The sequence below is a fragment of the Streptomyces sp. NPDC002690 genome (assembly GCF_053592415.1).
Genome location: NZ_JBSFVR010000054.1, coordinates 1 through 21,547 on the forward strand (window position 1 = coordinate 1; position 21,547 = coordinate 21,547).

A 21,547-nucleotide genomic window follows, 5' to 3' on the forward strand; every position below is an offset into this window, starting at 1 on the left:
TAGAATCTGATTCCCATCCTACGGGGCTGTCGTGGTGGAGTTGAGGGGTAGCGGGGCCGATCCGCTGGAGGCGGACGACCCGGAACGAATAGGGCACCCGCCAGAGCCGGGCCGCCCGGCCGGACCCGGCCGGGGGGCCCGCCCGGTGGGCGGCCTGCGGGGGAGCGGGCGGCACCGGGGGCGGCGGTGCGGGGTACGCGTCGGGGTGGATGGAGGCGGTCATCGGGCGTTCCTCAGTTCGTCGTCGGCGTACGGGACGGTGCCGGGGGCCGTGATCGGAGCCGTACGGGAGCCCCTGATCGGAGCTGTGCGCGGAGCGGCACCGAAGGCGTCGAAGGGGGCCGGGCGTTCGGTGGGCCGGTCGTCGGCCACCGCCGGGACGGGCCGCTCACCGCGCCGCTCCGGGAAGACCCAGGCGCGCAGCAGCAGGAAGCGCAGCACGGTCGCCGCCAGGTTGGCCGCGATCAGCACGGCGACCTCCGTGGAGTGCGAGGTGGACGGGGCAGTGGTGGACAACGCGGCGAGCGAACCGCTGGTGAGCGCGAGGCCGATGGCGAAGACCACGAGGCCCTGCGCCTGGTGCCGGACCGCGCCGCCCCGGCCGCGCACCCCGAAGGTGAGACGCCGGTTCGCCGCCGTGTTGGCGACGGCGGAGACCAGCAGGGCCCCCGCGTTGGCGAGTTGCGGGCCGACACCGAGCCGGAAGAGGGAGTAGAGGGCGAGGTAGACGGCGGTCGAGAGCACCCCGACCACGCAGAACCCGACCAACTGCCGTGCCAGGCCGCGCGGTACGCCCGGCACCGTACGGTCCCGGGGGTCGTCGCCGAACGGCCGGGTCAGCCGGTCGAGCGGCAGCGCGCCGACCGCCAGCGCCCGCCCCACCCGCCAGACGCCCTTCAGGTCCTCGGTGGCGGTCTTCACGATGTGCACCGTGGAGTCGGGGTCGTCGATCCAGTCGACCGGCACCTCGTGGATGCGCAGTCCGGCCCGCTCGGCGAGCACCAGCATCTCCGTGTCGAAGAACCATCCGGTGTCCTCGACCATCGGCAGCAGCCGCTCGGCCACCTCGCGCCGGATCGCCTTGAACCCGCACTGGGCGTCGCTGAACCGGGCGGACAGCGAGGAGCGCAGGATCAGGTTGTAGGAACGCGACACGAACTCGCGCTTCGACCCGCGCACCACCCGGGCGCTGCGCGCCAGCCGGGACCCGATCGCCAGGTCGGAGTGGCCGGAGATCAGCGGCGCGACCAGCGGCAGCAGCGCGTTCAGGTCGGTCGAGAGGTCCACGTCCATGTAGGCGAGGACCGGTGCGCCGGAGTGCGACCACACCGTGCGCAGGGCGCGCCCGCGCCCCTTCTGCTCCAGTCGGTACGAGACCACCTCCGGCAGCAGCGCTTCGAGCCGGGACGCCACCTGCGGGGTGGTGTCGGTGCTCGCGTTGTCCGCGACGGTGATGCGGAAGCGGTAGGGGAAGGTCCGGGTCAGGTGCTCGTGCAGCCGCCGCACACAGGTTTCGAGGTCTTTCTCCTCGTTGTACACGGGCACGACCACGTCGAGTACGAGTGCGGGCGCTCCGTGCGCGTCCACCGTCCCGGCCGGGAGGTGCTGCCGGGCCGGCAGGGCACTGGTGCCGGCGCTCCAGGGGTTGTCGGTTCGCATGAACACGACGTTCGCGGGCCGCGCTGTCACGCCGTTGTGCTGAGGCTGTGGTCAGGCTGTGAGTTCCGCATCTGCGCTGACGGAGCCTCACATGTTGTTCACCTGAGGTGAGTTGAGATGTCCAGCAGGTGTACCGGCGTCTTCCGCAACCGGCTCGGCACAGGCCGGGAGCCGGACGGAGAACACCGTGTCGCCCGGCACCGAGCGCACCGAGACCTCCCCACCGTGCGCGGCCGTCACCGCCTGCACGATGGCGAGCCCCAGTCCGGTGGATCCCGCGTGGCGCGAGCGCGAGGCGTCTCCCCGGGCGAACCGCTCGAAGACGTGCGGCAGCAACCCCGCCGGAATTCCCGGACCGTCGTCCCGCACCTCCAGCGTCACCCAGCCGGTCCCCGGTCCGGCGGCGCGCACGCACGCGGTGACGGTGGTGCCGGGGGGTGTGTGGCTGCGCGCGTTGCCCAGCAGATTGACCAGCACCTGATGGATTCGGGTCGCGTCGGCCCGTACCGTCGCGGGCGCGTCCGGCAGCTCCAGCCTCCAGAGGTGACCGCCCTCGGCCGCCCCGGACCGGTCCGCCGCCCGGGCGTCGCTCACCGCGTCCACCACGAGCGGCGAGAGGTCGGTGGGCCGGTGGTCGAGCGGCCGGCCGGCGTCGAGCCGGGCCAGCAGCAGCAGGTCCTCCACCATTCCGGTCATCCGCCGGGCCTCGGACTCGATGCGCCCCAGAGCGTGCCGGGTGTCCGGACCGATGGACTCGCGCCCGCGCCGGGTGAGTTCGGAGTACCCGCGGATAGAGGCGAGCGGGGTGCGCAGTTCGTGACTGGCGTCCGCGACGAACTGCCGGACCCGCGTCTCGCTCTCCTGCCGGACGGCCAGGGCCGAACCTACGTGCCCCAGCATCCTGTTGAGCGCGGCACCGACCTGACCGACCTCGGTCCGCGGATCGGCCTCCGCCTCGGGGACCCGTACGAGCGGGGCCACCTCGCCACTGTGCAGGGGGAGTTCGGATACACGTGTCGCGGTGGCGGCGATCCGGCGCAGCGGGCGCAGCGCGACCCCGACCATCGTGGCGCCGGCGATCGAGGCGGCGATGAGCCCCGCCCCGGTGACGCACACCTCCACCAGGATGAGGGCTGCGATGTCCCCGCTGACCTCCTCGCTCGGGATGCCGACGAGGAAGGTGACACCGCCCTTCGCGGATGCGGACTCGACGCGGTAGGAGCCGAGTCCGGGCAGTTCGGCGTCGTGGGTGGCCGAGTCGCCGGAGGCCCCGGAGGCCTCCAGCGCCTTGGACTGGGCGTCGGTCAGCGGCGTGGAGCTGGGCACCGAGTCCTCGCCCTGGTCGGCGAGCACCTTCGAGTCGAGGACCGTGCCGTCGTCGGCGACGACCGCGCCGACCGTACCGATGGGCTGGCCGCCGTTGCCGATGAAGGCGAGCAGGCTGCCACCGGGGCCGCCGCCGCCCGGACCCGGTTCGCCGGCCCCCGGGCCCAGCCCGGCCCGGACCGCGATGGAGTCCAGCTGGGCGTCGAGCTTGCCGTACATGTAGCTGTGGAAGGCGATCGCGGTCACCGAGCCGATCACGGCCGCGACGACGGCGATGAGCGAGACGGCGGAGACCACGAGCCGGGTCCGCAGTGTCCAGGGCCGGCCGCCCTTCCTCCGGCCGCCGGCTCCGTCACGGCCGGCCGGGCCGCCCCGGGTGTCCGCCGCCCGGAGGCCGGTCCGCCTGCGCATCCCCGCTACTCGCCGGGCTTGATGAGATAGCCCGCGCCGCGGCGGGTGTGGATCATCGGCGTGCGGCCGGCGTCGATCTTCTTGCGCAGGTAGGAGATGTACAGCTCGACCACGTTGGCCTGGCCGCCGAAGTCGTAGTTCCACACCCGGTCCAGGATCTGCGCCTTGCTCAGCACCCGGCGGGGGTTGCGCATGAGAAAGCGCAGCAGCTCGAATTCGGTGGCGGTGAGGTGGATCGACGTCCCGCCCCGGCTGACCTCGTGGCTGTCCTCGTCGAGCAGCAGATCACCGACGACGAGCGTGGACTCGCTGCGGGTGTTGGCGGACGTGCCGGAGCGGCGGATCAGCCCGCGCAGCCGCGCCACGACCTCCTCCAGGCTGAACGGCTTGGTGACGTAGTCGTCGCCGCCCGCCGTGAGCCCCGCGATCCGGTCCTCCACCGCGTCCCGGGCGGTCAGGAAGAGCACCGGCACGTCGGTGTGGTCGCGGCGCAGCTTGCTGAGCACCGCCAGCCCGTCCATGTCCGGCAGCATCACGTCGAGCACCACCGCGTCGGGGCGGAAGTCCCGGGCGGTCCGCAGCGCACCGGCGCCGTCCCCGGCGCTGCGCACGTCCCACCCCTCGTACCGCAGGGCCATCGAAAGCAGCTCGGCGAGCGGCGGCTCGTCGTCCACGACCAGTACGCGGACGGGGTTGCCGGGGTTCTTGGTGGTGCGGTCGGCCCTGAGCGGCTCGGTACGCCCCTGGGGCGAGGTCGTCGTCATCCCCCCACCCTGTGAGACCGCTCTGAGAGGGAGCTTGCCCGTTTCTGTGAAAAGCCTGAGAAACGAGTCAGGCTCTGGTCATGAAGAGACCAAGACCGATCCGATCCGAACAGGGCTGACGGAGAAGAGGGGGAACGGGTCAGAACAGCCCGTCCTGCACCGCGCCGGGCCCCAGATCCTCGACGGGGACGGTCACCGCCGGACCCCAGTCGCCGCTCCCGCCGCTCCCCCCGCTCCCCGCCCCGCCTCCCGTCGGCGTTCCGGCGGCCCGTACGAGCTCCCAGCCGGTCATCAGCCGGGTGTCCAGCACCACCACCGCGCCGCCGGCGCCGTCACCGGTCGCCAGGTGCAGATCCGGCCCGGCCGCCGCCACCAGCCGCCCCGCCACCCCACCGCCCGCGACCAGTTCCCGCACCGTGCCGACGCCCGCGGACGGCTCCCGTACCGCCCCGGCCTCCGTGCCCGGTGCCGCCAGGCCGAAGATCTCCGCGTGGTCCACGGCCTCGTACGGCAGCCGCTCCAGCGACTCCGGCCAGCCACGCCCTTCGAGCGCCGCGGCCCGCCCGTACAGCTCCGCCACCTCGCCGCCGCGCTCCCGGGCGTCCGGCAGTACCCCGCGCACCGCGCGCTTGCGGGCGTACGGAATCCGGTCCGGCACCCCCAGCGCGGCGCGCAGCACCTCCTCGGTCCGGCGCGCCGCCATCAGGGGCCCCCGGCCCAGCCAGCTGAAGGCCACGGCACCCTGCTCCCGCAGCCGCGCGGCGCCCCGCTCCTCGGCGGTGATCCCGACCTTGACCATCCCGGGCCCGAACCACGCGAGGTAGACGCGGTAGGTGCGCGGGTCGTCCGCGACGGTGTCCGCCGCCACCGAATGCTGCCGGTCCAGCCGCGCGCACTCCGCGCACCTGGCCCCCGTACTCCGCCCCGGCACGGACGCCCCGAGCGGGCAGGCGTTCCCCCGCGCACCCACGCAGGTCCGCTCCCCGAGAGCCCGGAAGCCGAGTTCGCTCCCGTACGCCAGCACGCTCCCCCGCCGGGCCCGGCCGTTCTCCCAGCCCAGCTCCGGGACGTCCCCGGGCCACCGCAGTCCGGTGCACCGCCAACCCACGTCGAGAACCCCCACACCGAGACCACCGCGGACAACGAGGGATCAACCCTACGGGCCCGGAACGCAAGTGCAGGGGACCCGGCCACATCCACAGAAGGGCCACTAGAATCCCGCCATGGCACTGACCATGGACGACGTGGACCGCTTCGAGGCTTCCCGACCGCGCCTGGAGGCCATCGCCTACCGCCTCCTCGGATCCGCGAGCGACGCCGAGGACGCCGTCCAGGACACCTTCCTGCGCTGGCAGGGAGCCGACGTCGGGCGCATCGAGGTCCCCGAGGCCTGGCTGACGAAGGTCCTCACCAACCTGTGCCTCAACCAGCTGACCTCGGCCCGCGCCCGCCGCGAGACGTACGTCGGCCAGTGGCTGCCCGAGCCGCTGCTCGCCGGGGACCCGATGCTCGGCCCCGCCGACACCGTCGAGCAGCGCGAGTCCGTCTCGTACGCGGTGCTCGCCCTCATGGAGCGCCTCTCCCCCAACGAGCGCGTGGTGTACGTGCTGCGGGAGGCCTTCGACTACCCGCACCGCAGGATCGCGGAGATCCTCGACATCACCGAGGCCTCCTGCCAGCAGATCTTCCACCGCGCGAAGAAGCACGTCGCGGACGGCAGGTCCCGCGCCGAGATCGACGAGGCCGCCGCCCGGCGGATCGTCCACGAGTTCCTCGCCGCCGCCACCAGCGGCCGGACCGAGCCCCTCGTGGCGCTCCTCACGGGCGACGCGATCGCGGTCGGCGACGGCGGCGGCAAGGTCCCGGCCCGCGCCTCGGCGTTCGAAGGAGCCCTCGCCGTCGCGAAGTTCATGCGCGGCCTCTTCAAGCCCAGCCAGGCCAAGCGCAACCTCGCCGGCGGCTCCCCCGGACTCTGGGCCTCGACCGCCAACAACAGGCCCGCCCTGGTGGTGGTCCTCGACGGCCGGGTCATCGGGGTCGTCTGCATGGAGATCACCGCAGAGGGCATCGCCGCGTTCCGCAGCCAGGTCAACCCGGACAAGCTGGTCCGCGCGACCGAACGGTGGGCGGCGGCCGGCGACCACGGCGAACCCCTGGTCCGGCCGTTCTGACGGCACCCGCCCGATGTGAGCCGCTTCACATCGCCCCCCTGTCAGGAATCGTCGGGCTGTCCGGTTCAAGAGGCGAACCGCGCGGAACAGGACGCGAGACAGGGAGCAGGGAAATGAAGGCCCACACCGTCCAGAAGCACCGCATCATCGTCCTCGGAGCCGGATACACCGGTGCCATCGCCGCCGGCCGCCTCGCCAAGCGGCTGCGCCCCGAGGACGTCGACATCACCCTGGTCAACGCCGAGCCCGACTTCGTCGAGCGGGTCAGGCTGCACCAGCTGGCGGTCGGCCAGGAGCTCAGGCCCCGCCCCTTCGCCGAGATGTTCGCGGGTACGGGCGTCACGCTGCGGCTCGGCAGGGTCACCGCCGTCGACGCCGACCGCAGGACCGTCGCGGTCTCCGCCCCGGACGCCGGCGGGGCCGAGGACACCGCCGGGGCCGAGGAACTGACGTACGACACCCTCGTGTATGCCCTCGGCAGCGGCTGGAACACCCACGGCGTCCCCGGCACGGCGGAGCACGCCCACGACATCACCGGCCGCCCCGGTGCCCTCCGGCTCCGCGACCGGCTGGCGGGTCTCGGCGCCGGAGCGCCCGTGGTCGTCGTCGGTGGCGGCCTCACCGGCCTGGAGGCCGCCACCGAGATCGCCGAGGCCCGCCCCGACCTCGACGTCACCCTCGCCGTACGCGGCGAACTCGGCGACTGGCTCTCCCCCAAGGGCCGCCACCACCTGCGGAAGGTGGCCGACAAGCTCGGCATCACCGTCCGCGAGCACACCGCCGTCGAGGGGGTGGAGGCCGGCCACGTCGTCACCGCCGACGGCACCGCCGTCCCCGCCGCCGTCACCGTGTGGACCGCCGGCTTCGCGGTCCACCCGATCGCGCGGGCCAGCGCCCTGGAAGTCACGGGCACCGGTCAGATCGTGGTCGACAGGACGCTGCGCTCGGTCTCGCACCCGGACGTGTACGCCATCGGCGACGCCGCCCACGCCATCGGTCCGGGCGACAAGCCGCTGCGCATGTCCTGCGCCTCGGGCGTCCCCGTCGCCTGGCAGGCCGCCGACACCATCGCCGCCCGCCTCACCGGTGACAAGCTCCCCGAGCCGTCCGCCCGCTACTTCAACCAGTGCGTCTCGCTGGGCCGCAAGGAGGGCCTCATCCAGTACGTCACCGCCGACGACCGCGCCGTCGGCGCGGCCCTGACCGGACGGCTCGCCGCCTTCTACAAGGAGGTCGTCTGCAAGGGCGCCGCCTGGGGCGTCGCCAACCCCACCCTCGGCATCCCGTCGCGGCGCCGGCCGGTCGTACGGCAGACCACGCGGCCTGGCGCGGCAGGCACGCCCGTACCGCCCGCCCCGCCCGTAACCGCCGAGTACTGACCGCCCGGCACCTGACGGGCCGTGGTCCCCGCACTCGCCTTCGCGGTGCCACGGCCCGCCCGGACTCTGATCCGCGGGATCGGACGGGCCGTTGGGCGGGACCCCGCTTTCCTCCCAGCCGGTCGCTGGTCGTCGTGACCGACAGCCACCGCGTGCCGTCGCCGCCGTCAGGGTTTCCGTCAGCTCGGAACAGTGAAACCGGCTCGCGGAGTACGCGTTCGCCGAGACGCGGGGCAGCCCTCAGGTGGTGGGCCTGGCTGTCCGCCTCAGCTCCTCGAAGACGCCCTTGAGGATTTCGAGTTCCTCACCGGTGAACAGGTCGTCGGGACCACTCGGGGCGAGATCGGCGAACGAGTCCTCGTAAAGGTCACCCAACCCCAGGATTCCGCGCTTCGCCACCGTGTCGATGATCAACCTCAGGAAGTCGAGCCGACGAGAACCGAGCTGCCTGCCCACGTGGAAACTCTCGAAGGCGTCCTGCGCCGCCTGTCGGTCCAGCCCGCACAGGCCGCGGACGAACAGGCCGAGGCCGCCGGAGGACCGCACCTCGTCGAGGTCCTCCGGGGAGGCGATGCCCTCCGTGCGGAAGGTCTCCTCCAGGTTCGCGAGATCGAGTTCGGTGATCTGCTCGTTGAGACGCAGCTTGCGCACCACCGGCTGGTCCTCGTGGCGCAGGAGGTAGGTCCTGGCCTTCTGCTTGAAGCGCTGCTCGTCCGTGCCCTGGGGCATCCCCAGGATCTCGGCCTCGGTGATGTCGCCGAGCGTGTCGACGAAGTCGGTGTAGACGACGTTCCGCTTGACCTGGTCATCGGTGAGACGGACGAGGTCGCGGATGCGACGTCGCATGTCCTCCAGCATCGGGAGCGTCACGTCGTTCCACCACTCGTCGCCCGCTACCGCCTCCAGAAGCTTCATCTGTTCGAAGACCACCCGGATGTTGGTCTTGGTGAGCAGGTCGGAAGCGATGTCCTGGATCTTCGCGCGCAGCTTGGCGAACTCCTTGCCGCCTTCCAGCGCGGCGAGCTGGAGACCGTACGCCATCAGGTCGAACCGCTTGGCCTCCTCGCTCGTATCCTTCTCGTCCGGGCGGAACTCGCTGGGCAGTCCGAGCAGGTGGTCACGGATCGCGGTGTCCGCCTCGTCGTCCACTCGGTGCCAGCTGCCGAAGTCACTGAAGAACTCGATCGCCCGGCGTTGCGGGCGAACGAGGAAGTTGTCCAGGTTCATACCGGTGACGGTGCGGTGCAGCCGGTGGGCCAGCGACCAGCGGATCTCCGCCTCGGTGCCGATCGCGTCGGGGCCGGCGTCCCGGGCCGGATCGGGCTGTTGCCGCTTGTCCAGAACCCGGACCAGGTCGAGCTGGCGCTGGAGGAGCCTTTCGGTGAGGGTGACAGCCCTGCGCCCCTCCGACCGGTCGAGCTGACTGTTGAAAAAGTCGATGTTGCCGCAGAAGTCGAAGACGTAGAAGTTCTGCTTGGCGTGGTCGGGGTTTCCGGGATCGGGACCGTAGAGGGCAGGGCGCAAGCGAGTACCGCGGCCGATCATCTGCCAGAACTTGGTCTTGGAGAAGACCGGCTTGGCGAAGACCAGGTTCACCACCTCGGGCACGTCGATCCCGGTGTCGAGCATGTCGACGGAGATGGCGATGTCAGGAGCGTTCGGCGGGTTCTTCGGGTTGGAGAAGTCGTCGATGAGCGACTGGGCGTACGTCTCCTGGTACGTGATCACACGCGCCGTGTGACCGGCACCCTGACGGTAGTTCGCGTTGTAGCGCTCCTCCACATATCGGGCGTGGTCGTTGTTCTTCGCGAAAATGATCGTCTTGCCGAGCCGGTCACCGCCCTCGACGCGGTGGCCGCGCGTCATCAGCGTCTCCAGCATCTTGTCCACGGTGTCCTCGTTGAAGAGGAACTTGTTCATGTCGTGGCGCCCCACCGCATCCGGGACGTCACCGTCCTCGGTCCACTCCTTGGCGTCCCACTCAGCCTTCTCTTCCTCCGAGAGGTCGGCGTAGCGGATGCCCTGCTCCATGAACTTCAGCGGCACCTTCACCGCCTTGGGGAGGACCAGGTAACCGTCGTCAGCGGCTTCCTGGAGGTCGTAGGAGTCGGTCGGGACCCCGTCCTCCATGGCGAACAGTTTGTACGTGTTGCGGTCGATCTCGTCCTTGGGCGTGGCCGTCAGGCCGAGCAGCAGCGAGTCGAAGTAGCGGAACAGCTCGCCGTACTTCGCGTACACGGAGCGGTGCGCCTCGTCGATGACGATCAAGTCGAAGTGGCCGGGACCGAAGCGGCGGCGACCCACACCGTCGATGACGTCGATCTGCTTCATCATCGTCTGGTACGTGGAGAGGTAGACACGGGCCGAGGCGGCCTTGTCGTGAAGGAGGTTGGCCGCAGGAGTGTTCGGCAGGTTCTCCTTGAACGCCTTCATCGCCTGGTTGACCAGCGCCTGCCGGTCGGCGAGGAACAGCACCCGCTGTGCCCAGCCGGCCTTCATCAACTGGTCCACGAGGGCCACGGTGGTGCGGGTCTTGCCGGTGCCGGTCGCCATGACGAGCAGCGCCTGACGGCCACGGTCCCGCTCGAACGTCTCCCCCACCCGCTTGATCGCGTGGAGCTGATAGGGACGGCCGGCGATCTTCTCGTTCACCGGTGTGGCCGTGAGGGAGAGGCGTCCGGCGCGCTGGCGGATGTGCCAGTGCAGCTCGTCCTTCGTGAAGAAGCCCTGCACCTGGCGCGGCGGGTAGCCGAGGCCGTCGTCCCAGAGGTAGGTCTCGTAACCGTTGGTGTAGAAGATCAGCGGGCGGCGGTTGAACCGCTTCTCGAGCGCGTCGGCGTACAGCTTCGCCTGCTGCTGTCCGTCGCGGGCGTCCCGCCGGGTCCTCTTGGCCTCGACGACGGCGAGAGGCTTGCCGTCGTCGCCCCAGAGCACGTAGTCGACAAATCCCTTGCCCGTCTTGGTGGGCATCCCGGACGTGATCGGGTACTCGGTGTCCTTGCCCCGGGTGAGGAGGTCCCAGCCCGCTTCCTTGAGGAGCAGGTCGATGAAGGCGTCCCGGGTCGCCTGCTCGTCGTAGTCATGGGTGTCCCGCACCGCCTGGTTGGCGGCCTTCGCGGAGGCGATCAACGCCTTGAGCTCTTCGAGCTGCCGGGCGAGGTCCGCGTTCTGGGCCCGCTCGGCCGCGAGCTGCTCGGCCTGCTTCTTGAAGCGGGCCTCGTCCTCCGCCTCCTTGGACTTGAGCTCGGCCTGCTTCAGCGCCCGGGCCTGCGGGGAGAGGGGGCGCGGTACCGCGCTGGTGTCGAACTCCAGCCCGGCGGGCGGCAGCGCGGCGGCCTGACGGGTGTAGGTGCGGGCGAACCAGTAGAGGGAGTGGAACAACTCCTTCACGCTGGCCTCGGCGACGCTTCTCGGGACCGGGGCGGCCTTGTGGACGGCGTTGTTGCCGTGCCGGCGAATGAGGTCCATCTTGGCGTTGACCGTCGGCCCGACGAGCTGCCGGAAGGTCGGCTCGTGAAGCATCGCCGCGAGGTCCTTCTTGTACGGCTCGCCGAGGCTGCTGTCCGTGTCGTACATCCAGCGGGCTGTGATCTCCATGGCACGGCGGGCGTAGAAGCAGGCGGCGCGGGGGTCGTGATGGATCAGCCGCTCGGCGCGGATCGCCTCGTCGTGGAGGGTGGGCCACTCGGCGCGGAGAAAGGCGAAATTGCCGGCCGCGGTATGGCCGGCGGCGTGGTTGCCGTGCTCGGCCCGGCTCTGACCATCGTCGTTCCGGCTGCTCTGACCGTGCTGGTCGCTACCCATGGTGGTGCGGGCCCCTCTCCCCTGTGGCGGCTGTCCGCGCGAGCCCGGGCTCGCACGGACAGGGCCGTCCGTCTCCTCGACAAGCCCCCCGGGGCCGGCCTCCCCTGCTCGGCCGCACGGGCGCCGTGCAGTGCCAGTGGTGCGGTCGGTGCTGCGCACCGGGTACGGCGAGTGCGGCTTACGCGGCTTCGCCGGACGCTTCATGATTCCAGAGGGCGCCGGTGAAGGCACGCTGCTGGAGCGAGACGAAGAGTTCATCGAGGACGACGAGGTGAGCGCGGTGGGCACGCTTCTCCGCCTCGATGGCCTCGATACGCCGGGCGAAGCTCTGCTGCAAATCCAACGGAGGGATTTCACACTCGAATTCAAGGAGCTTGGACTTCGAGATGTTCACCATCGAGGCGGCACTCCCGGATGCCAGCTCTTGCAGTTTTCGGCGCTTACCAGAATGGGTAAGCAATGCATGCAGATACACCTTGTCGATCGGCGCACGATCAGCCGGAACCAGGCGAAAAATAAGATCGGGCATCAGCAATCTTGAACGCGTGGACCGCACATAGGCAGAAGCCGCCACAAGCCCAGGAGTGTTCTTGCGCGTGAAAAGCAGGTCCCCCGCCCGAACTTCCTGCCGAGTGTCGGGGACTGCTCCGGGCGGGAGAGCCTTGTTCTCGTCCTGCAGGTATGCACACCGCGTAACCGCTCCGAGCTTCAGAACACCCCATTCCTCGCCCTCCGCCGGCCGGTCCAAACACTGAGGGCTCTTCCCGCTCTCAATACCGGCCAGGAAGTCACCCATTTTCACCCGCTCCCAACCACGACTGTTGGAAACCGGGTCACCGAACATGTCGAGGAAGACCGAGCGGGCCAGATCATCGAGAGCCGCAATGGCCCTGCGGCGCTTGGCGCGGAGATCATCTACCTGATCGAGAACGTTGGCGATGCGCTTCTGCTCACCAACCGAAGGAGCGAAAAACTCACTGGAAAGAAGATCCTTCTTGTTCACGTGCTTCATCGTCGCGCCGTGAAGATGCCGCTCCGCTCGCGTCAGAATATGAGCAAGAGCATGCCGGAGATAGCCCTTGTCGACACGCTCCCGGTCCGGCTCGACGCGAAAAATATGCTGGTTGAGCACAGCCGTGTCCGGACCCTTCCACTCGAAAACACCGAGTGTCGCCGACCACGAAACCAACAAATCCCCGGGCTGCACATGAAAACGAGAAGAGACACTGCGCATCGTACGGTTGTACGACTTCCCAGGATCGGTCAAGTTTTGGATACGAATAATTCGGGCCCCCGTATCCGCCCAATCGCTGACCGCGAAGGCAACCCCATTGGTAAAGGTTGCGACATCACCCAATTGCGCGAACCGTGGACTCACTGCAACATCTCCTTCAGTTCATGAGTGCCCTTGATGATCTCCTCGTTCAACTGCTCCAGGTCCGTCAGAATCTCCATCGGCGTCCGCGTCTCGGCCTCCTCGTGAACCATCTCTTTGTAACGGTTCACGGAGAAGTCGTAGCCCTGGGCCGCGATGTCCGCCTTCGGTACGCAGAAGCTCTGCTCGCTCCTCGGCCGATCCCTCTCGGCGCCATCCCGTTCCTGCCAGCGGGCCAGAACGTCCGGGAGGTTATTCTTCGAAAGTTCGTCCGAAGTCATCGGGTCGCCCTGTGGGCGAACGCCCAGGCGTTCCTCCGGAAGCAGCGGGTTGCGCTTGTCGTCCAGACTCAGGCCGTCCGCCTGCACGTCGTAGAACCAGACGTGGTCCGTACCCCCCGAGTCCGTCTTCGTGAAGAACAAGATCGCCGTCGAGACACCGGCGTACGGCTTGAAGACACCGCTCGGGAGCTTGACCACCGCCTGAAGCTGCTGTTCCTCCACCAGGATGCGACGCAGTTCCCTGTGGGCCTTGGTCGAACCGAACAACACCCCGTCCGGCACGATGACGGCAGCCCGGCCACCAGGCTTCAGGAGCCGCAGGAACAGAGCCAGGAACAGCAGTTCCGTCTTCTTCGTCTTGACGATTCGCTGGAGATCCACCGCCGTGGACTCGTAGTCCAAGCTCCCCGCGAAGGGCGGATTCGCAAGAATCAACGTGTAGCGCTCGGCCTCGCCGGCCGCGTTCTCCGCAAGCGAGTCACGGTAGCGGATATCTGGGTTCTCGATGCCGTGCAGCAGCATGTTCATCGAGCCGATGCGGAGCATCGTGGTGTCGAAGTCGAAGCCATGGAACATCGACTTGTTGAAGTGTTTGCGCTGCTCCACCCCGAGCAACGCATCGCGGTGTACCCGCTGCGCGTACGACGCAGCCTGCACCAGGAAGCCGGCCGTGCCGCACGCCGGGTCACAGATCTCGTCACGGGGCCCGGGCTGGGTCATCTCGACCATCAGGTCGATGATGTGGCGCGGCGTGCGGAACTGGCCATTTTGACCGGCCGTGGCGATCTTCGCGAGCAGATACTCGTAAATGTCGCCCTTTGTGTCACTGCTGTCCATGGAGATTTCGTCGAGCAGGTCGACGACCTTCGCCAGCAGGTTGGGCCCCGGAATGGTGAACCGGGCGTCCCTCATGTGGTGGGAGTACGTCGTCGATTGGTCCCCGCCCATGCGACGCAGATACGGGAAAACGCCGTCGGCGACGAGCCCGTACATGATCTCGGAATCTCTGACCTTGAAGTTCTGCCAGCGCAGATCCTGCTGGTCGGCCAAGAAGAAGGGGTCCGGGTCGGGTTTGCCCGTTGCCGTCGCTTTGCGGTCCTTGCGGGTCTGGATCTCGTCCAGCCGCTTGATGAAGAGCAGGTACGTGATCTGCTCCATCACCTCCAGCGGATTGGAGATGCCACCCGACCAGAACGCGTCCCAAACGCGCCCCACCCTGCTCTTCAACTCACCCGTAATCACACCGAGGATCCTACGGCCCCCATAACCCGCCACCATCCGGAACGGATCCAGGTCGATCCGGAGGGAGCTTGCCGCCTCTCCCGCGAGAGATGACTTGCCTCATCGGTCAGGCCGACGGTAGGTCGCCGAACTCTGCTGTCTTCGAGGTTCGTTTGCGATGCTGAGGTTTTGATGATGTGGCGGCACCGCTTCCTCACAGGTGCTGGGGCGTGGGAGCTGCCCATGGGCCTGGTCGAGAAGGCGGGACGCCGGCGGAGCCGGCGGCCCGCAGGGTCTTGGAGGAGACCGGCAGGCGTCCCGGCCCGATCAAGCCGCTGATCCGTGCCGAGCCGGGTTCGCCGACCGAGAAAAACGAGTCGGACCGGTTCGGGTGGATCCCACCCGGAGCCAGGTGCGCCGCCCCGTGAAGTTGATGCCGACGGCGAGGCCGGCTTCCTCGTATCCGTCCGATCGGCCCCCGAGGGCGGTTGCCATCAGACACTGCCGTCAAGACAAAAGCCAGAGGCCCTGTGGATTGCTCCACAGGGCCTCTGGCGTGTTGTGCACTCGGCAGGATTCGAACCTGCAACCTTCTGATCCGTAGTCAGATGCTCTATCCGTTAAGCTACGAGTGCTTGGCGTTCCGGTTTTTTTTCTTCCCGGTCGGCGTTGCGAGAACAACATTACATGAACCGCGCCGGGACGCGAAATCCATTGCCCCCACCCCCTCTGACCTGCGGAAACGTCCCCAGAGGGTGAATCTCGGCCATGCAGGGGCACGCTGCCGCACCCGCCCCTCCGGCGCTTCGGTACGCAGAAACCCTTCGAACGGGCCTCCATGGCAGGGGTCCGGCAGGCGCCGGGACCGGCCGCACACGATCACGACCGGGAACGACCGGGAACGGACGGAGCCGTGGCCCGGCACTGGGGCACGACCAGGACGGCGAGCGGGAACGGGCGCAGCCACGATCCGGACCGCACCACCTGTGCCCACCCACCAGGCGGAGCCACCCTCGAACCGCCCGTCCCCCGGAACGGCCGAAGCCCCGTGCCAGGGGCACGGGGCTTCGGATGGAGCGGAGGCGGAGGGATTTGAACCCTCGATGGGTTTTAAAACCCAAACCGCATTAGCAGTGCGGCGCCATAGACCGGACTAGGCGACGCCTCCAGCACACCTTCGCGCAAGCGCGAGTGGTGCGTGCAGATGATGACACAGTCGGGTGCGGTGTCACCAATCGCGGCCCACGGTACTAGGCAGGTGGGCGCCAGGGCAAAGGACATTCGCCCCCGATTCGGGGAAGGTCCGTCGCGTTCCGGGCCGGACTCTCCCCGCCCGGCGCGTTCCGGGCCGGACTCTCCCCGCCCGTACGCCCCGCGCGCACCCCGGCTTGCTCCGTGCGGCCCCTCCGGATCGCGCAACGCCGGGGCGGGAGGGACGTTAGGGACACCAGACAGGGCCGACGTGATCCAGGACACGAGATGGGTCAGCCGCTGCCCGCCGTCGTCTCCACGCACCCGTGCCCCAGGACCAGGAGTCCCGCAATGCTGCGCCGTCTCGCCCTCACCGCCGTCGTCTCGCTCGCCGCGCTGTCCACCGCCGCCCCCCTCGCCACCGCCGTGGGGCCGCTGCCCGTGCCCATCGAGGGCTCGGGACCGATCCCGGTGTCCGAGCAGTCCGGCCCCGCCGTCCACTCGGGCCCCGCCGGCTCCCCGTACACCGGGATGCTTCGCCCTGCGCGCAAGGGCGCCGGGCCGGCCGAGGCCCGTGGTCCCCGCGACACGAACGCCCCCGCCCTTCCGGGCCGCAGCAACCGGCCCGGGGACGCCGACGATCCCACCACTCTCCCGGCGCCCGTCACCCTTCCGGCACCCACCACCGGTGGAGCCGAGGCCGACGGGACCACCCGGCTGACGGTGTCCGTGCAGGACACCGGGAACACGGACTCCGGTACGGGCGCGTCCGCCTCCGGCAAGCCCTCCGACTCCGGCGAGCCCGGCTCCCCGACGTCCGTCGGTGACGGGTCGTACGAACTGACCTGTGCGCCCGCCGCCGGCACCCGGTCGGGCACGCGGGGCGGGGGCGACCACCCGGACGCGCAGGCCGCCTGCGACCGGCTCGCGCAGGCGGAGGAGGCCGGGGAAGACCTGTTCCGGCCTGTCGACAAGAACGCCATGTGCACGCAGATGTACGGCGGTCCGGCCACCGCGCGGATCACCGGGACCTGGCGCGGCCGGCCGGTCGACACGACCGTGAACCGCAAGAACGGCTGCGAGATCGCCCGCTGGAACGCCCTGAGCCCGCTGCTCCCGGCCACCGGCAGGTAAGCCGGGCCGGCAGGACCGAGAGGGATCCGAGCGGGAGCCCGCACGCACAGCGGACGCACATCGGAAGCACATACGGGTCCCGCGTGCCCGGTCAGTAGGCCGAATGGGCCTTTTCCCATGCCTTCTCGCGACCCCGAGCCCTCTCGCGGGCTTCCAGGCGTACGGCTCCGCCCAAACCCCCGGAGCCGTACGCACGGGGCGTGTTGAGGCATTCGGCGGCCTCCGGTGTGCACCGGTTGTGCGGAAGCTCGACGAGAGCTCCCCCTCATCCACCGTTCCTGCCCGCTCCGGTGCCCGTAGACTCCTCCCGTGACAGCCTGTGGCCCGAGGGGCAAGATGGGGGCCCGGGCCGACAAGGTGCGGTAAACAGGGAGGAAGCGCGTCGTGAGTAGCAGGCCATCCCGAGGCACTGCTCGCCTCGCAGCCATACTCGACGCCCTCCCTGACGGGCTGCTGCTCGTCAATGCCAACGGCACGGTCGTCAACGCCAACACCATCGCGCTCGAAATGTTCGAGGCGCCCGGTACCGGGCTGGTGGGACGCGGACTCCTGGATCTGCTCGCCGAGTTCGACTCGCGGCTGATCCCCGGGTCGATGCGCCGCCCCGACTCGGCGGACTCCCGGGGCAGGACCAAGCCGACGCGGATGATCGCGCGCCGGACGGACGGCCACGAGTTCCCGGTCGAGGTCACCAGCGCGAGCCTCGACAGCGGACAGGCCGCCTACAACGACTTCCCGACCTCCTCCTTCACCGGTGACGAGCTGCTGATGCTCGTCGTCCGGGACCTCTCCGGCACCGTCGACACCGAGGCCGAGCTGGCCCGTTCGCAGCGGCAGACCGAGATGATCCTGCGGGCCGCGTCCGAGGGCGTGGTCGGTACGGACACGGACGGCAGGGTCGTCCTGGTCAACCCGGCCGCCGCGCAGATCCTCGGTTTCCGCGCCAGTGACCTGGGCGGCAAGGAGCTGCACCCGCTGATCCTGCACTCGCGTGCGGAGGGCGAGCCGTTCCCGTACGAGGAGTCCCCGCTCGCCGACACCCTGCGCTCCGGGCGCAAGCACCGGGTGCGCGGGCAGGTGCTCTGGTCCAAGAGCGGTGCGCGGGTGCCGGTGGACCTGACGACCGCTCCGGTCCGGGACGGCGACCAGCTGGTCGGCGCGGTGATGACCTTCACCGACCGCAGGCCGTACGAGGAGCTGACCGAGCAGCACACGACCGAGGTCGCGGAGCTGACCGAGAAGCACGCCGCCGAGATCGCCGAGCTGACCGAGAAGCACACCGCCGAGATCGCGGAGCTGACCGGGAGCCACACCGCGGCGGTCACGGAACTCACCGAGAACCACACCGCCGAGGTCTCCGGGCTCACCGAGAGCCACGCCTCCGAGATCGCCGACCGCACCGAGCGGTACGCCTCCGAGCTGGAGGAGCAGGCCGACCACATCGCGCTGCTCGGGGCCCAGCACGCGCAGCTGACGGCCGTTCTCGGCGAGTCGCTGCGCGGGCCGCTGGAGGAGCTGCGGGGCGAACTCGCCACGCTCGCCTCCGACCCGGCCGGCCAACTCTGGCCCGAGGCGAATCAGATCCTGCACCACCTGGCCGCCGGGTACGCCCGGATGACCACGCTGGTCGACAACGTCCTGGGCTACCAGCGCCTGGACTTCGGTACCGAGGCCCTCGACAAGGCGCCCGCGCCCATCGACGCCGTCGTGACGGCGGGCATCGACGGCGCGGTCGAGCTGATCGGTCCGGGACGCGCGCAGTTCGCGGTGCACGCTCCGCCGATCGAGGCCGAGGTGGACGCCCGTCGGCTGGCGACCGCCCTGGCCCACCTGGTCGCGGACGTGGCCGGTATCGACTCCACCGGCAAGACCCGGATCGCTCCCGGCGGTGGCTATCTCGACTCGACCGTCGTGGTGGCCGCGGCGCAGCGCGGGGACGTCGTACGGATCGAGGTGCGCGGCCCGTTCGCCGGAGGCGACCCGGTGCACACGCCGATCGTGCGCGGGATCGTCCGGGCGCACGGCGGGGTGCTCCAGACCCACGAGATGCCCGGCATGGCGGGCAGCGCGTACGTGCTCGAAGTACCGCTCGGCTCCGGCTCCGGCACGGTCCAGCAGCAGCCGCAACACCCCCAGCAGACTCCGGCCGCCGTGCCGGAGCAGGCCACGCAGCAGCAGGAGGTCGCGGCCTTCGAGGCCGTCGGCGCTCCCGCCGTCGTCAGCGGTGGCCGGCGCAGGGCCCGCAGGTCGTCGACGGACGCGTTCCTCGAAAGCGCGCTGAGCCCGGAGGGGCCGGAGAGCCTCGCGGGTGCCGAGGGCGCGGTGCCGGCGGGGACGTCCGGCGCGGGTGTCCCCGTGGACGCGTCCGACGGCTCCGGCCCGACCGGACGGCGCCGGGCGCGGCGGGGTCCGGCGGCGGTGGAGGAGCCGGAACAGGAGGCACTGGTGCCCCCGCCGGGCGAGGGTTCCGGCCGCAGGCGCGGCCGTCCCAGCCCGGCGGAGACCGCCCCGGTTCCGGCTCAGGCCGGTCCCGCTCAGCAGGCGGCTCCCTCTCAGCAGCCCGGGCCCGCTCAGCAGGGCGTGCCCGCTCCTCCTCAGCCCGTACCCGCTCAGCAGGGCGTGCCCGTCCCCGCGCAGGCCGGTCCTCCTCAGCGGCTCCCGGCCGCGCAGACGCGTCCGCGCGGCGCCGGACAGGCTCTGGCACTCCCGGCGGCGGGTAACGCGCCTTCGGAGGGTTCCGTGGTGACGGCGGCCGAGGGCGCCCAGGGCGCGGGCCGTCCGCAGCGCGGTCAGACCGTTCCCCCGCAGGGTGTCCCGGCAGCCCCGCAGGCACCCGGTGCGCAGGCGGCGGCAACGGGCCCCCAGCTCCCGGGCCGGCAGGTCCCCGGCCAGCAGGGGCAGCCGGTGCGTCCGGAGGGCGCCGGCCGTCCGGCGCTGCCGGTGCGGTCACCCGTGGTGCACGACGAGGGCGCGCCGCAGCCCGAGGCGCTCGCGCCGGAACTCCAGCCCGCGGGCCGTCGCGCCCGGCGTGCGCTGGCCGCCGCGCAGGAACGACTGGCCGCGGAGAACGCGGGCCCGCGCACCCCGTTCGCGCTGGGGCCCGCCGACGCGGACCGGTCCGGTGCCGAAGCGGTACCGGACCAGCACGACGCCACCGCCATGGGCCCGGACGAGGACCACACCCCGCCGCAGCCGCACCCCCTCCCCGCCTCCCCTTCCGGCCGCCGGCGGGCTCGTCCCGCCGAGGCGGCGGGCTCGCCGGAGAGCTGGTCGTGGGTCGACTCGACCGACCGGGTCGGCGGCCCGGACCACGGCCCTTCCAAGGACGACGGCCAGGACGACGACGAGGCGCCCGAGCCCGCCCTCGCGTACGCCGCACGCGTCGGGAACGACGCCGTCACCGGCGGCGGTTCCGCGCGCCCGGCCGAGGTCCCCGTCCCCGTCCCGCTGCCGCCCGCCACCGCCGTACCGGCCGCGCCCGGCGCGTCCCCGGTACCGCCCGTACCCGCGCCGCCCGCCGATCCCGGGCAGGTGTCCGGCGACGCCGGGCCGACCGCGCACGCGACCGGCAACACCTTCGTGCCGCCCGGCGCCGTGCCGGCGGCCCGCCGGCAGCCGCTGCCCGCCGAGATGCCGATGCCCGGTGGTTCCGACACCCAGGGACGGGCCTTCAGCGTGCGGACGCTCGGTCAGGGCGTACCGCTCGTCCAGCACCTGGGACACCAGCAGAACCAGACGCTGGGCGCGGCCGGCCGTCGCCGCAAGCTGTCGGCGCCCCCGGGGGCCGACACTCCGGCCCCCGCGGCCCTTCCGCAGACTCCGGCCGCCCCGCAGCCCGCGCGGCCCGGTTCCGCGACGGCCTCGGCGTCGGGGCAGCTCATGACGCCGGTCTCCGCGGGGCGTTCGTACGCCATAGGAGCACCGGACGAGGGCGCCGAGGGCCCGGAGCCGCTGGACGGTCCGGGCGGCGCGGTCGAGATCGCCAACCGTCCGCAGCCGCGGCCGGTCGACGACGAACTGCCCCCGGAGCCCCTGGACAACCCCCGGCGGCTGCTGGTCTGGCCCGCTCCCGACGTCTCGACGCAGCAAGCGCTCAGCGACCGGGGCTACCGGCCGGTGATCGTGCACTCGCGCGAGGAGGTGGACGCGCAGATCGCCGCGTTCCCCGCCGCGCTCTTCGTGGACCCGCTGACCGGGCCCATCACGCGTACCGCCCTCCAGTCGCTGCGCCAGGCGGCGGTGGCGGCCGAGGTGCCGGTGCTGGTCACGGCGGGTCTGGGGCAGGCGAGCCGGGACGCGGCCTACGGCGCCGACCCCGCCGTCCTCCTCAAGGCGCTCGCCCCGCGCGACAGCGAGCAGCACCCGCCCCGGGTCCTCGTCATCGAGGAACGGGAGGAGATCGGAGGGGCCCTCGCGCAGACCCTCGAGCGGCGGGGCATGCAGACCGTCCGGGCTTCCACCGACAGCGAGGCCGTCGACCTGGCCGCGCGGACGCGGCCGAACCTGGTGGTGATGGACCTGATGCAGGTACGTCGCCGGCGGGCCGGGATCATCGACTGGCTGCGCGCCAACGGGCGCCTGAACCACACCCCGCTGGTCGTCTACACCTCGGCCGGACTGGACGGCCCCGAGCTGTCGCTGCTGGCTTCCGGCGAGACCGCGCTCTTCCTGGCCGAACGCTCCACCAGCGACGAGGTGCAGTCCCGGATCGTCGATCTGCTGGCGAAGATAGGGACCAACTGAGCAGGTGACGAAGGGCGGTACGGATCTCCGTACCGCCCTTCGTCGTGCGGGCCGTCGTGCGGGCCGTCGTGCGGGCCGTGGTGCGGGC

General features: G+C 70.8%; 11 protein-coding genes, 2 tRNA genes and 2 pseudogenes. 5 read left to right on the top strand and 10 right to left on the bottom strand.

The genetic code is table 11. From position 1 onward, the window contains the following. From ACWD3D_RS10355 to ACWD3D_RS10375, 5 genes and pseudogenes are all read right to left on the bottom strand, one after another. A pseudogene (locus ACWD3D_RS10355) lies at positions 1–223 on the bottom strand (hypothetical protein); the annotation flags it as partial. Next, the gene (locus tag ACWD3D_RS10360; RefSeq protein WP_451460480.1) at positions 220–1,659 is read right to left on the bottom strand and encodes a glycosyltransferase; all 1,440 of its coding nucleotides are present in this window, start codon (positions 1,657–1,659) and stop codon (positions 220–222) included. The pseudogene ACWD3D_RS10355 and the gene ACWD3D_RS10360, both read right to left, overlap by 4 nt. Positions 1,660–1,746: 87 nt before the next feature. After that, positions 1,747–3,396: a HAMP domain-containing sensor histidine kinase gene (locus ACWD3D_RS10365; RefSeq protein ID WP_451460481.1), complete on the bottom strand. Its 1,650-nt coding sequence runs from the start codon at positions 3,394–3,396 to the stop codon at positions 1,747–1,749. 5 nt (positions 3,397–3,401) lie between these two features. Next, positions 3,402–4,160 (bottom strand): response regulator transcription factor, encoded by a 759-nt coding sequence (locus ACWD3D_RS10370; protein ID WP_451460482.1) that lies wholly within the window; start codon positions 4,158–4,160, stop codon positions 3,402–3,404. Between the two features lie 139 nt (positions 4,161–4,299). Further along, entirely contained in the window at positions 4,300–5,268 is a 969-nt protein-coding gene (locus tag ACWD3D_RS10375) for a DUF2797 domain-containing protein (protein ID WP_451460492.1), read from the bottom strand. 115 nt (positions 5,269–5,383) lie between these two features. Between ACWD3D_RS10375 and sigJ the strand changes: the two genes are divergently transcribed. After that, positions 5,384–6,331: an RNA polymerase sigma factor SigJ gene (gene sigJ, locus ACWD3D_RS10380; protein WP_451460483.1), complete on the top strand. Its 948-nt coding sequence runs from the start codon at positions 5,384–5,386 to the stop codon at positions 6,329–6,331. Positions 6,332–6,444: 113 nt separating this feature from the next. Further along, on the top strand, positions 6,445–7,710 hold the full coding sequence (locus tag ACWD3D_RS10385) for an NAD(P)/FAD-dependent oxidoreductase (protein ID WP_451460484.1): 1,266 nt from the start codon (positions 6,445–6,447) through the stop codon (positions 7,708–7,710). A 240-nt stretch (positions 7,711–7,950) separates the two neighbouring features. Here ACWD3D_RS10385 and ACWD3D_RS10390 read toward each other — a convergent pair whose 3' ends face one another. The 3 genes from ACWD3D_RS10390 to ACWD3D_RS10400 form a co-directional block, all read right to left on the bottom strand. Beyond that, complete coding sequence (locus ACWD3D_RS10390) at positions 7,951–11,514, bottom strand: DEAD/DEAH box helicase family protein (RefSeq protein ID WP_451460485.1); 3,564 nt, start codon at positions 11,512–11,514, stop codon at positions 7,951–7,953. A 178-nt stretch (positions 11,515–11,692) separates the two neighbouring features. Next, complete coding sequence (locus ACWD3D_RS10395) at positions 11,693–12,892, bottom strand: restriction endonuclease subunit S (RefSeq protein ID WP_451460486.1); 1,200 nt, start codon at positions 12,890–12,892, stop codon at positions 11,693–11,695. After that, positions 12,889–14,412: a type I restriction-modification system subunit M gene (locus ACWD3D_RS10400; RefSeq protein ID WP_451460487.1), complete on the bottom strand. Its 1,524-nt coding sequence runs from the start codon at positions 14,410–14,412 to the stop codon at positions 12,889–12,891. The genes ACWD3D_RS10395 and ACWD3D_RS10400 overlap by 4 nt, the downstream gene beginning before the upstream one ends. Positions 14,413–14,574: 162 nt before the next feature. Here ACWD3D_RS10400 and ACWD3D_RS10405 point away from each other — a divergent pair. Beyond that, positions 14,575–14,792: pseudogene (locus ACWD3D_RS10405) on the top strand (NUDIX hydrolase); the annotation flags it as partial. Between the two features lie 161 nt (positions 14,793–14,953). Here ACWD3D_RS10405 and ACWD3D_RS10410 read toward each other — a convergent pair. Together ACWD3D_RS10410 and ACWD3D_RS10415 are read right to left on the bottom strand one after the other, a co-directional pair. Next, positions 14,954–15,026: transfer RNA gene (locus tag ACWD3D_RS10410), tRNA-Arg, on the bottom strand. Between the two features lie 442 nt (positions 15,027–15,468). Continuing rightward, a tRNA-Ser gene (locus tag ACWD3D_RS10415) sits at positions 15,469–15,559 on the bottom strand. A gap of 374 nt (positions 15,560–15,933) precedes the next feature. Here ACWD3D_RS10415 and ACWD3D_RS10420 point away from each other — a divergent pair. Next, positions 15,934–16,716 (top strand): SSI family serine proteinase inhibitor, encoded by a 783-nt coding sequence (locus tag ACWD3D_RS10420; RefSeq protein ID WP_451460488.1) that lies wholly within the window; start codon positions 15,934–15,936, stop codon positions 16,714–16,716. 384 nt (positions 16,717–17,100) lie between these two features. After that, positions 17,101–21,459: a PAS domain-containing protein gene (locus tag ACWD3D_RS10425; protein WP_451460489.1), complete on the top strand. Its 4,359-nt coding sequence runs from the start codon at positions 17,101–17,103 to the stop codon at positions 21,457–21,459. Positions 21,460–21,547: the final 88 nt, after the last annotated feature.